Here is an 11885-nt window from a genome sequence, read left to right as displayed (position 1 = left end):
CGTCCCAGGCCATGAGCAGCAGTGTCGTGAACGGCGGCGTCTCCTTCTGGTACGCGGACGACGGCTTTCCCGAGGTGCGGGAGCCGCTCGGCGGTGACGCGTCGGCGGACGTGGTGATCGTCGGAGGCGGCTACACGGGACTGTGGACGGCGTACTACCTGAAGAAGGCCGTGCCCTTTCTGCGGATCACCGTCCTGGAGCAGAAGTTCTGCGGCTACGGCGCCTCCGGGCGCAACGGTGGCTGGCTGTACAACGGCCTCGCGGGCCGCGACCGGTACGCGAAGCTGCACGGCCACGAGGCCGCCGTACGGCTGCAGAAGGCCATGAACGACACCGTCGACGAGGTCGTGAGGGCCGTCGGCGAGGAGGGCTTCGATGCCGGGCTCCACAAGGGAGGTGTCCTCGAAGTCGCCCGTACGCCCGCGCAGTTGGCGCGGCTGAGGGCCTTCCACGAGCACGAGCTGTCGTACGGCGAGAAGGACCGTGAGCTGTACGGCGCCCGGGAGACGGCCGAGCGGATCCGGGTCGCGGACGCGGTCGGGTCGTCGTGGACTCCGCACGGGGCGCGGGTGCAGCCGGTGAAGCTGGTGAAGGGGCTCGCGGCGGCCGTCGAGGCGTTGGGCGTGATCATCCACGAGCAGACTCCGGTGACGGAGATCCGGCCCAAGCACGCGGTCACGCCGTACGGCACCGTCCGCGCGCCCTATGTCCTGCGCTGCACGGAGGGCTTCACGGCCGCGTTGAAGGGGCAGAAGCGGACCTGGCTGCCGATGAACTCCTCGATGATCGCCACCGAGCCGCTGACCGGCGAGCAGTGGGCGGCGATCGGCTGGGAGGGTCTCCAGACGCTGGGGGACATGGCGCACGCCTATATGTACGCGCAGCGCACCGCCGACGGGCGGATCGCGCTGGGCGGGCGCGGGGTGCCGTACCGCTTCGGGTCGCGCACCGACAACGACGGGCGGACGCAGCCCGCGACGGTCGAGGCACTGCGGGAGATCCTGGTGGGCTTCTTCCCGATGCTGGCCGGCGTGCGGATCGCGCACGCGTGGTCGGGGGTGCTGGGGGTGCCGCGGGACTGGTGCGCCACGGTGACGCTGGACCGTTCGACGGGCATCGGCTGGGCGGGCGGCTACGTCGGCTCGGGCGTCGCGACCGCCAACCTCGCCGCCCGGACCCTGCGCGACCTGGTCCAGCAGGACTCCGGACAGGGCGGCCGGACCGAGCTGACGGAACTGCCGTGGGCCGGGCACAAGGTGCGCAAGTGGGAGCCGGAGCCGCTGCGGTGGCTGGGGGTGCGGGGCATGTACGCCACGTATCGCACAGCGGACCGGCGGGAGCTGACGAGTCACAGCGCGGAGTCGTCCCGGCTGGCGCGGTGGGCCGATCGGGTCGCCGGTCGGCATTGACGGGGTTGCCGGTGGGCACGGGCGGGATCGCCGGACGGCATTGATCGGATAACGCTTTCTGCGCCTGTGGATAACTCACGGTGCGTTGTCGGACCCCTGTGTCACTATCGCCTCATCGTTTACTGATCCAGGATTGATCCAGGGGGGATCCTTTGCCTGACGACGACTCCTGTCCGCCTGCGCGCAGACGCGGACGGGCGGCTGTCCTTGCCGCTCTCTTCGCCCTGCTGGCCTCGCTGTTGAGCTTGACGGGGGCGAGTACGGCCGTCGCCGCCGACGAGGAGTGCGCACCGCTCGCCCTCGCGTCCTTCGGTGACCCCGGGGACGCGGTGAACAAGGCCACCTCGCCGATCGAGGGCAGCAGTTGCTTCACGCTGACCGCACCGGCGGCGGGCCTGTATCTGGTGTCGGACGACAACAGCGAGACGTACGCGCAGGTTTCGGCCGCCGACGGCACCGAAGTCGACTGCTACGACGAGCGGTCCGGCCAGAGCGGCATGTGTCAGGTGCCCACGGCCGGCACCTACACGCTCAGGATCGTCAACAGTGGCTGGGTGGAGGCGCAGACCTCGTTCACCGTCGTGCCGCTCGGCGCGGACACCCCGGGCTGCTACGACTCCGTCGGCACGGGCTGGGACCTCGACCCGGTCAGCCGGACCTCCGCGGGTGAACTGGAGATCGACTGCCAGGCCTTCGAGGGCACGGCGGGCGAGCGGGTCCGTCTCACTCAGGGCACGAAGTACTACGGCGACACCCTCGCCCGGATCACCGACTCGACCGGTGCCTGGATCTGCCCGCGCGTCACCGAGGACGACGAGGACACCCGCAGCTGTGTGCTGCCCGGGGACGGCCCGTACCGGGAGATCTCGCAGGTGCGGTACGCGGAGCGGGGCTACCCCGCCGAGTACGCGGTCAAGGTGCGGTCGCTGTCCGACCCGCAGGGCTGCCGTACCGCGTCCGTGCGGCCCTTCGGGGCGCTGACCGGCCTGGAGTACGGCACCAACCCCTGCTTCACCTTCACCGTCGACAAGGCGGGCAGCTACCTCGCGCACTCCGCGGACGTCTACTCCGCGGCCGCGGTCCGGGTGTACGACACCGACGGGAAGATCGTCTGCCGGGAGAGCGATCCGTGCCGGCTGTCGGCCGCGGGCACCTATACGGCGGTTCTCGACGGCGCCTACCCCTTCCTCTACGAGGACGGTGAGCCGGACGACCTGCTCCTGTTCGACCGTGCCTCCGACGCCGGGTGTGCGACGGCCGACACGGGCGTCTTCCAAGGGGAGTTGAGCACGGTAGGGCAGTACGACTGCCTGACGCTCAACGTCCCGCAGGGCGCCCACATCGCCGCGCTCACCCCGATCGGAGCGTCCGGCGTGGACGCCGAGGTGGCGGTCTACGACGCGGACGGCAGCGCGCAGTGCACGGACACCGAACTGGCCGACGGCGACTGCGCGCTGACCGGTACGGCCCCCTACCGGGCGCTGGTCCACACCGACGACGTCGGCGACGACGCGACGGGCCCGTACACGATCGCCTTCCACCGCACCGACGCCGCGAGCGACTGTCCGGTCCTGCCGGCCGGCAGCTTCTCGGCCGACGGCGCGAAGGCCACGCTGAGCACCGGTGACGGCGTCTTCTCGGGCTGCCTGACCATCCCGGCCGACACGCACACCGGCGCGGAGCTCCTCCAGCTGGTCAACACCTCCGGCGGGACACCGGCAAAGTTCTCCGTCCTGGACGCCGACGGCCGGAAGGTCTGCGAACGCTCCGCCGCGCTCAACGGCTGGACGGTCTGCGCGCTGACCCCGGGCCAGGCCCACACCGTGCTGGTCACCGGCCGCGACCTGGCCGCCGACTACACGCTGACCCGGCGGGACGTCACCGCGAGCGCCGCCTCGGCGGGCTGTGCGAAGACCGCCGCGACGAAGGTCGGTGGCCCGTCCGTGACCGGCGCGGCCGCCGAGCCGGGCACCGTGACCTGCCACCAGGTCACCACCGACGCCGCCACCGATGTCCTGCACCTCGACGTGCGGGACGCGCTGGGCACCGCCAACATCGCCGTGTTCGGCGGTGACGGCACCGCCGAGTGCTCCTTCCGCAACCGTTCCTGCGCGGTCACCGGGTCCACCACCCATCAGGTCATCGTGCAGACCCCGGCCACGCTGCAGGCGGCGCCCGAGTACCACCTCGACGCCCTGCGCATCGCGACGGCGGACGGTCCGGCGGCGGAGTGCTCCAGGGTGCCGTCGGTGTCGTACGGCTACGGGCCGGTCACCGGGACCCTCGACGAGCAGCACAGCGCGGTGTGCGCGGTGCTGCCGACGGCCGGGTTGGACCGCTTCGACATGGCGATCACGGACACCACCGGTGCGACCGCCACGGCGGTGCCCGCGCTCTACAACAAGTCCTGGAACAACGGCTGTTCGCTGTACATACCGTCCGGCTGGCAGTGCGCGGCGGGCGGCTCCTCCTCGGCGGCGAGCCCGAGTGTGCTGGTGCTCGGTCTGCCGGAGAAGGCGTCCAGTACGTCGTACAGCGCCAAGCTGGCGTGCACGAGCACGCTGTGCGGCCCGGACAAGGTGGGCGTCACCGCGGTGAGCCCCGCCACCGGGGTCGCCGGGAGCAAGGTCACCCTCACGGTGACCGGCACCGCGCTGCCGGTGAGCGCCACGGTACGGCTGAGCCTGAGCGGCAAGACCGTGACGGCCACCGCGGACTCGGTCTCCGCCGACAACCGGACCCTGACCGCGACCCTGGACCTGACGGGCGTGGCCGCCGGCACCTGGAACGTGAGTGTGCTCGCGGGCGGCTACGAGTTCCCGCGCGGCACCTTCACCGTCACCGAGCCCCAGCTCACCAGCACGGCCGCACCCAAGATCACCGGGACGGCCAAGACCGGCGCCAAGGTGACGGCGGTGCCCGGCAGTTGGTCGGCCGCCCCGACGTCGTACACGTACCAGTGGAAGGCGGACGGCAAGGCGATCAGCGGGGCCACGGCGAGCACCTACACCGTCGCCGCCTCGGTGGTGGGCAAGAAGCTCACCGTGACCGTCACCGCCGTCAGGAGCGGCTGGAAGAGCGGTACGGCGACCTCGGGCGCGGTGACCGTGGCCAAGGGCGACGCGCCCAAGGCGACCAAGACGCCGGTGATCAGCGGCACCGCGAAGGTCGGCAGGACGCTCAAGGCGTCGAAGGGGACGTGGAGTCCCGCGCCGACGTCGTACTCGTACCAGTGGTACGCGAACGGCAAGGCGATCAGCGGGGCCACCAAGTCCTCGCTGGTGCTGAAGACCGCTCAGAAGGGCAAGAAGATCACCGTGAAGGTGGTCGCGCACCGGACCGGTCACAAGGACGGGTCGGCGGTGAGCAAGGCGACGAAGGCGGTCGTCAAGTAGGTCGTGCGTGGCAGGGGGGCGGCCTGGGGCCGCCCCCTCTTTTCATGCGCGTCGCAGCTGGGCGGGTCAGGGCTCCAGGCGGGTCAGGGCTCCAGGACCACCTTTCCGGTGGTGCCGCGCGTTTCCAGCGCCCGGTGCGCGGCGGCGGCCTCGGCGAGCGGGAAGCGCTGAACGGCGGGGGTGAGACGGCCCGCCGCGGCCTCGGCGAGGGCGCGCAGCTCCAGGGTGCGGACGGGGTCGGGGCCCGCCTTTTGCAGCATCACGGGCCCGAGGACCTGCTCGGAGACACCCTCGACGAGATACGGCTGCCCGTCGTGGATGCCCTCGCCGGACCAGCCGAAGACGATGTGCCGGCCGCCGGGGCCGAGGAGCGCGGTGCTCTCGCGGGCCACCTCCCCGCCGACGCCGTCGAAGACGACGGTGACGGCCCGGCCGCCGAGGAAGGCGCGGACCTTCCCGGGCCACGACGAGTCGGTGTAGTCGACGGCGAGGTCGGCGCCGTTGTCCCGTACCCGAGCTGTCTTCGTCGGTCCACCCGCGAGACCGATGACGACCGCCCCGGCGTTCTTCGCGTACTGCACGAGCAGGGTGCCGATGCCTCCGGCCGCCGCCGGGATCACGGCCACGGAGTCCGGGCCGAGCTCGGCGAACTGCACGATGCCCATGGCCGTACGGCCTGTCCCGATCATGGCGACGGCCTGGGCGAAGTCCAGGTTCTCGGGGATCTCATGGACGCGGTCGACATCGGTGGCGGCCAGTTCCGCGTAACCGCCGGGGGCGAAGCCGAGGTGGGCGACCACGCGCCTGCCGAGCCACAGTCCGGCGACGCCCTCGCCGAGGGACTCGACCACCCCGGCGACCTCGCGGCCGGGCACGGTGGGCAGCGCGGTCGGCTCGGGCAGCGGCCCCTGCCGCCCCTCGCGCAGGGCGGTGTCCAGGAGGTGGACTCCCGCCGCTCGTACGGTGATACGGACCTGGCCGGGGGCCGGGACCGGGTCGTCGACGGTCTCGTAGGAGAGGTTCTCGGCAGGGCCGAAGGTGTGCAAGCGGATGGCGCGCATGGAGGAACTCCCTCTGTAAGCAGGGCTCGGTCGGCAGGACACCCACGCTCCGACCTCAAGCATGCTTGAGGTCAAGGGTGTTCCGGCCGAGAGCCAGTGACACGGCGGTGAGGGCGCTGTTGAAGGAGACCTCCGAGAGCACTCCGGGCGCCGCGACCTGGTCGCCCGCGAGATAGACGTCGTCACCCCGGTCGACGGCGGGCCGGTCGCGCCAGCTGGTGCCGGGCAGGTCCACGGCTCCCGTACGGCCGTTCGCCACGGACTCGCGCCGCCAGGTGACGCGCTCGCGCCAGCCCTCGAAGGCGAGATCGAGCAACTGCTCCGCGCGCGCGACCCCGTCGGCTTTGCTCTCGTGCGGGGCGATGGGGATCTGCCCCTGGACGAGCTGTTCGCCCGCGGGTGCCAGGGTGCGGTCCTGGGCGGTGAACCGTTCGATCCAGCCGGGGGAGTCGAGGTCGGAGACGGCGAACGCATCGCCCCGGCGGCTGCGCAGGGCGAGGTCGACGAGGGTCGTACGGCCGCTCGGCCAGGTCAGCGAGTCGTCGCCCAGGAGGCGGCGGGCCGCGTCGAGGGAGGTGGCGACGACGACGGGGGTGTCGGTGGGCAGGGTGTCGACGCGGGCCAGGGTCTCCATCCGGACCCCGAGGTTCCAGGCCCGGGCGGCCATCCGGTCCACCACGGTCGCCCAGCCGCCGCGCGGATACTGGGCCTCGGGCGGCAGCTTGGTGGCGCGGCGCAGCCGCTCCTGCACGAACGCGGCGGACAGGGCGCCGGGATCGTGGTGGAAGAGCGCGACGGCGGAGTAGTGCGCGGCGGCCCGGGCGCCCTCCTCGCCCGCCTGCTCGGTCGCCCACGACAGGAAGTCCACGTCGACCGGTGCCTGCCCGGAGCCGCGGCGAAGCAGCTTGAGCATCGCGAAGGGCGGGGTGCGGCGGAGCGTGCCCCTGTGCCGCAGTCGCATCCGGGCCGCCTCCAGGGGCGGGAGCGGTGCGAGCGGACCGATGAGGTCGCGCTGCCTGAGCCAGGACCAGTGCGGGCCGCCGCTGTAGAGGGCGTGCGGGCCGTCGTTCGTGCGGTACGGCCCCTCGGCGGTCCTCGCCCGGCCGCCGAGCGTGTGATGGGCCTCGTGGACGGTGACCTTGGCGCCCGCCTCGGCGGCGGTGATCGCCGCGGTCAGTCCGGCGAGGCCGCCGCCGATGACGGTGATGCGGTGCATGTCCGGTGTCTCCTCTGCCTCGGGATCGCGCGTCTCTTCGGTATGACTGATCGAGGGCACCGGAATGTGACATGGGGGTGGTTTTCGCAGGTCAGCAGGATTGTCAGTGGTGGGGTGCAGGATGGGGGGCATGGTGAGGCGAGCGGCGGGTGGCGCGGGTGGCGCGGGCGGGGCGAGTGGTGTCGGTCGACCGGGCGCCTCGGGTGGTTCGGGCGGTTCGCGGGTGAAGGGGGCGCGGCGGCCCGAGGTGCGGCTGCCGCCGCTGGAACCGTTCGGGGGAGGGGACCTGGAGCCGGACGGGGACTACGACGGCCTGGAGTTCCTGGAGGCGGACTTCGTGGGGCAGGACGGGGCGGGGTCCCGCTTCATGGACTGTGCGCTGAGAGGCTGCGCGCTGGACGAGACCGGGCTGCGCAACGCCCGCTTCCTCGACTCGTCCCTCACCGGCATACGGGGCGTGGGCACCGACCTCTCGGGCGCGACCCTTCGTGACACCGAGCTGATCGACGCACGCCTCGGCGGGACCCAGCTGCACGGCGCGGCTCTCGAACGGGTCCTGATCCGCAGCGGCAAGATCGACTACCTCAACCTGCGCACGGCCACTCTGAAGGACGTCGTCTTCCAGGGCTGCGTCCTGGTGGAACCGGACTTCGGGGGCGCCCGCCTGGAGCGCGTCGAGTTCGTCGACTGCACGCTGAAGGGGGCGGACCTCACGTCGGCCACCCTCAAGGACGTCGACCTGCGCGGGGCCGCGTCGCTGGAGATCGCGCGGGGGATCGACCGGTTGGCGGGGGCGGTGATCAGTACGGCCCAACTGCTGGACCTGGCACCGGCGTTGGCGGCGGAGGTGGGGATCAGGGCGGAGGGCTGACACGGGCACGGGGCGGAACCCTGCTCTCCTGCTCGCAGGGCCGACCCCGCTCTCCCCTGCTCACATCCAGCGTCACTTCACCCTCGGGAATCGTGCCTGGAGCGTCCAGATCGCCGGGTTCTCGCCCAGGTCCTCGTGCAGGTCCACGAGGTCGGCGATCAGGTCGTGCAGGAAGTCGCGGGCCTCACGGCGCAGGTCCGCGTGGGAGAAGGTGAGCGGGGGCTCCTCCGCGGGCATCCAGTCGGACTCGATGTCCACCCAGCCGAAGCGGCGCTCGAAGAGCATGCGGTCGGTGGACTCGGTGAAGTCGAGTTCCGCGTGCTGGGGGCGGGCGGCGCGGGAGCCCGCCGGGTCGCGGTCCAGGCGTTCCACGATGTCGCACAGCGCCCACGCGAAGTCGAGCACCGGCACCCATCCCCAGGCTGTGGACAGTTCCCGGTCCTCCTTGGTGTCCGCGAGATACACGTCTCCGCAGAACAGGTCGTGCCGCAGCGCGTGGACGTCCGCGCGGCGGTAGTCGGTCTGCGGCGGGTCCGGGAAACGGTTGGAGAGGGCGTAGCCGATGTCGAGCACGTACGCGATGGTGTCACGCGACCTCTCATAGGATCGCGCGCGTGTCCCGATCCGCGCCGCTCGCCCGTCCAGCCCTGCTCGCCCGTCTCGCCCTGCTCCTCGCGAGCGGCGCCCTCACCGCGTGCGGCGGCGGAGTGCACGGCACCCCCGGCGGCTCCGGCCTGCGCGACCCGTACTTCCCGAAGGCGGGCAATGGCGGCTACGACGTCACCCACTACGGCCTCGACCTCGCCTACGACCCGGACACCTCGCGACTCTCCGGCACCGCGACCCTCACCGCCCGCGCCACCCAGGACCTCTCCGCCTTCGACCTCGACCTCGAAGGACTGGACGTCGAGAAGGTCACCGTCGGCGGCGACACGGCCCGCTGGAACCGCACCGGCCAGGAGCTGACCGTACGCCCGCACGACGACCTCGACGAGGGCCGCACCTTCCGAGTGACCGTCCGCTACTCCGGCACCCCGAAGACGATCACCGATCCCGACGGCTCGGAGGAGGGCTGGATGGAGACCGAGGACGGCGCGGTGGCCCTCGGTGAACCGACCGGCTCCATGGCCTGGTTCCCCGGCAACCACCACCCCTCCGACAAGGCGTCCTACGACCTCACGATCACCGTGCCCGAGGGACTCCAGGCCGTCTCCAACGGCGAGTTGACGGCGAGCAGGACCGCCGGCGGCCGTACGACATCCCACTGGCACACCGCCGAACCGATGGCGAGCTACCTCGCCACCGTCGCGATCGGCGAGTACGACATCCACCGCACCACCACCTCCGACGGCCTGCCCGTCCACACCGCCGTCGACCCGGCCGAGGCAGACGCGAGCCGGAAGGTGCTGGCGCAGATCCCGGCCGTGATGACGTGGGCGCAGGACACCTTCGGGCCGTACCCCTTCTCCTCCACCGGGGCGATCGTCGACCGCCGGGGCGACGCCGGGTACGCCCTGGAGACCCAGAACCGCCCCTTCTTCCCCGGCGCCCCCGACACCGGGACCCTCGTCCACGAACTCGCCCATCAGTGGTTCGGCGACTCGGTCACGCCGAAGACCTGGCGGGACATGTGGCTCAACGAGGGCTTCGCGACCTACGCCGAGTGGCTGTGGGCCGAGGACCACGGCGGCGACAGCGCCCAGGAGACCTTCGACGCGCTCTACGACCACGGCGAGGACGACTACGAGGACCTCTGGGACTTCCCGCCCGGAAAGCCGTCAAGCGCCGCGCACATCTCCGACAGCCCCGTCTACCTGCGCGGCGCGATGGTCCTGCACCGGATCCGGCAGACGGTCGGCGACGCCGCCTTCTTCGCCCTGCTCCGCGACTGGCCCACCACCCACCGCCACGGCAACGCGGACACCGACGACTTCACGTCGTACGTCGAACAGCTGGCCCCCGACAAGGACTTCGCCCCGATCTGGGACGACTGGCTGTACGGCGAGGGAAAGCCCGCGAAACCCGGGCCGTGATTCCGTCGCCCTCGGGTCCACAGGCGCCGCCCGTCAGCCGCGCGTCCCGCCCCCGCCGCCCGACAGCACCTTGCGCAACACCGTGCACAGCCGCCCGCGTTGGCGGTCCGGACGATGGCCGATCACCTCGTAGCCGAGGGCCGTCCAGAAGGCGAGGGCGCGGTCGTTGCCGTCGAGGACGGCGAGGCGTACGGCGGTACGGCCCTCGGTGCGGAAGCGGTCCTCGACGAGTCCGGCCAGGCGACGTCCGTAGCCTTGCCGCTGCACGCCCGCCTCGATCATCAGCAGCCCGATCCACGGGTCCGGGTCGGCCGGGTCGGGGTGGTGGGCGAGGGTGACCGCGATGCCGACCAGCCGGCCCTCGCTGCGGGCGAGCAGCACCTCCGCGTCCGGGTGCGCCAACTCCTCGGCCAGCGCGACCGCCACCTGCTCCGGACGGATGTCGTCGGGGTCCGGGAAGTCACCGCTGAGGGCGTGGAAGCCGCGGTTGGCAGCGTAGAGGGCGGTGAGTTCGGTCAGGAGGGGCGCCGGGATGTCGTGGTCGGGCGTGAGGGTGAGGGGGGTGAGGAGCACATCGGGCACAGTAGTTGAGGGTGTGGGGCCTGCGGTCGTACGTTGAGGGTTCGAATCGGGTTCGTCGACGCGCTGGTGGCTGGGTGGTGCGTCTCCTCGACATGCCCGATGGAGACGTTCCGTGCCGTACCGCTCTCTCCTGCGCATCGCAGGCGTCGGTTTCTTCCCCCTGGGATTCCTGGCCCGCCTGCCGTACGCGTCCTCCGCCCTCGCCACCCTGATCCTGCTCCAGGCGGCGACCCACAGTTACGCCTTCGCCGGTCTCGCCGCCGCCGCGCAGAGCATCGCCACCGCGGTGGGCGGCCCCGTCGTCGGAGCACTCGCCGACCGCCATGGTCACCGAACCGTCGGCGCCCTCGCCGCACTCGCCAACTGTGCCGCCTGGGCAGCCCTGTTGGTCGCGAGCCAGGGCGCTCGGCCCGCCATGCTCCTGTCGTCCGCCCTGGTGGGGCTGACCCAGCCGCAGGTCGCCCCGCTCGTGCGGGCGCGCTGGTCGCATCTCGTGCGGGCACGCGGTGAACTCCACCTGCTGCCCGCCGCGTTGTCGTACGAGGCCTCCGCCGACGAGCTGAGCTTCGTCGCCGGACCGGCGCTCGTCGGACTGCTCGCGACAGCCGGGTCGGCGGTACCGGCCGCGGCGACCATGGCACTGATCGTCGCGGCCACGTTGCCGTTCGCGCTGGTGCACAGCGCGGGGGCCGGTGCCCCCGCGCGGGGCGACAGCGGGGCGCGGCTGCCCCGACGTCCGCTGGCGGTGATGGTTCTCGGCATGACCGCGATGGGCGCGGTCTTCGGGGCCGTCCAGACCGCGGTCACGGTGTACGGCGACACCGTCGGCGGAACCGGTGCCGCGGGGCTCGTCTACGCGGAGTTCGGCATCGGCAGCGCCCTGGCCGGTGCCGCCTGCGCCTGGCTCCCACTACGGTTCACCCCGCGCGCCCGTTACCTCGTCTTCGCGGCGACGCTCTGCGCCGGGATGCTGACCCTGTTCGCCGGAGCGCGGCTGGTGTCGCTGCCGGTGGCCGTCGCCGTGGCGAGTTTCACCGTCGCGCCCTACATGATCAGCCTGTACGCCCTGACCGAACGGCTCGCCCCCACCGGCCGCACCGCGACCGCCATGACCGTCCTGTGCGCCGGCGGCCCCCTCGGCACCGCCACCGGCCAGTCCGTCTCAGGGGCGCTCGCCCAGTGTTACGGCATCCAGGGCGCCCTTCTCGTGGCCCTCGCCGCCGCGACCGGCGCGCTGCTGCTGGCGCTGGGGGCGGTCGTGGCCGACCGGGGGCGTGGGGACTGGATCGTGGAAGGGGAGGACACCAGGGCCGTCTAG

9 protein-coding genes are annotated in these 11885 nt (G+C 72.2%); 5 read left to right on the top strand and 4 right to left on the bottom strand.

Translation table 11 applies throughout. The features are described 5' to 3' along the window. Positions 1-11: 11 nt before the first annotated feature. Both ACI2L1_RS07265 and ACI2L1_RS07260 read left to right on the top strand, forming a co-directional pair. Positions 12-1409 (top strand): NAD(P)/FAD-dependent oxidoreductase, encoded by a 1398-nt coding sequence (locus ACI2L1_RS07265; RefSeq protein WP_404738322.1) that lies wholly within the window; start codon positions 12-14, stop codon positions 1407-1409. A 152-nt stretch (positions 1410-1561) separates the two neighbouring features. After that, positions 1562-4804 carry a Tat pathway signal protein gene (locus ACI2L1_RS07260; RefSeq protein ID WP_404738321.1) on the top strand — a complete coding sequence of 1081 codons (3243 nt, stop codon included), beginning with the start codon at positions 1562-1564 and terminating at the stop codon, positions 4802-4804. A gap of 83 nt (positions 4805-4887) precedes the next feature. Here ACI2L1_RS07260 and ACI2L1_RS07255 read toward each other — a convergent pair whose 3' ends face one another. After that, on the bottom strand, positions 4888-5865 hold the full coding sequence (locus ACI2L1_RS07255) for a zinc-binding dehydrogenase (RefSeq protein ID WP_404738320.1): 978 nt from the start codon (positions 5863-5865) through the stop codon (positions 4888-4890). A gap of 55 nt (positions 5866-5920) precedes the next feature. Continuing rightward, on the bottom strand, positions 5921-7081 hold the full coding sequence (locus ACI2L1_RS07250) for an NAD(P)-binding protein (protein WP_404738319.1): 1161 nt from the start codon (positions 7079-7081) through the stop codon (positions 5921-5923). Between the two features lie 130 nt (positions 7082-7211). Here ACI2L1_RS07250 and ACI2L1_RS07245 point away from each other — a divergent pair, with 130 nt between their 5' ends. Further along, positions 7212-7952, top strand: a complete 741-nt coding sequence (locus ACI2L1_RS07245) for a pentapeptide repeat-containing protein (RefSeq protein WP_404738318.1) — start codon at positions 7212-7214, stop codon at positions 7950-7952. A 72-nt stretch (positions 7953-8024) separates the two neighbouring features. Here the strand turns inward: ACI2L1_RS07245 and ACI2L1_RS07240 are convergent, their stop codons facing one another. Then, complete coding sequence (locus tag ACI2L1_RS07240) at positions 8025-8525, bottom strand: hypothetical protein (RefSeq protein ID WP_404738317.1); 501 nt, start codon at positions 8523-8525, stop codon at positions 8025-8027. Between the two features lie 41 nt (positions 8526-8566). Here ACI2L1_RS07240 and ACI2L1_RS07235 point away from each other — a divergent pair, with 41 nt between their 5' ends. Next, positions 8567-9985 carry a M1 family metallopeptidase gene (locus tag ACI2L1_RS07235; protein ID WP_404738316.1) on the top strand — a complete coding sequence of 473 codons (1419 nt, stop codon included), beginning with the start codon at positions 8567-8569 and terminating at the stop codon, positions 9983-9985. Between the two features lie 33 nt (positions 9986-10018). On the opposite strand, the gene ACI2L1_RS07230 is transcribed toward ACI2L1_RS07235, so the two are convergent. Continuing rightward, positions 10019-10558 (bottom strand): GNAT family N-acetyltransferase, encoded by a 540-nt coding sequence (locus tag ACI2L1_RS07230; RefSeq protein WP_404738315.1) that lies wholly within the window; start codon positions 10556-10558, stop codon positions 10019-10021. A gap of 121 nt (positions 10559-10679) precedes the next feature. Here ACI2L1_RS07230 and ACI2L1_RS07225 point away from each other — a divergent pair, with 121 nt between their 5' ends. Then, complete coding sequence (locus ACI2L1_RS07225; protein ID WP_404738314.1) at positions 10680-11885, top strand: MFS transporter; 1206 nt, start codon at positions 10680-10682, stop codon at positions 11883-11885.

The organism is Streptomyces sp. NPDC019531 (genome assembly GCF_044903305.1).
GTDB lineage: Bacteria > Actinomycetota > Actinomycetes > Streptomycetales > Streptomycetaceae > Streptomyces.
This window is presented reverse-complemented; position numbering and strand designations above follow the sequence as displayed.

Coding starts and splice junctions, on each gene's coding strand:
- ACI2L1_RS07265 (WP_404738322.1), top strand. CDS start 12: ATGAGCAGCAGTGTCGTGAACGGCGGCGTCTCCTTCTGGTACGCGGAC.
- ACI2L1_RS07255 (WP_404738320.1), bottom strand. CDS start 5,865: ATGCGCGCCATCCGCTTGCACACCTTCGGCCCTGCCGAGAACCTCTCC.
- ACI2L1_RS07250 (WP_404738319.1), bottom strand. CDS start 7,081: ATGCACCGCATCACCGTCATCGGCGGCGGCCTCGCCGGACTGACCGCG.
- ACI2L1_RS07245 (WP_404738318.1), top strand. CDS start 7,212: ATGGTGAGGCGAGCGGCGGGTGGCGCGGGTGGCGCGGGCGGGGCGAGT.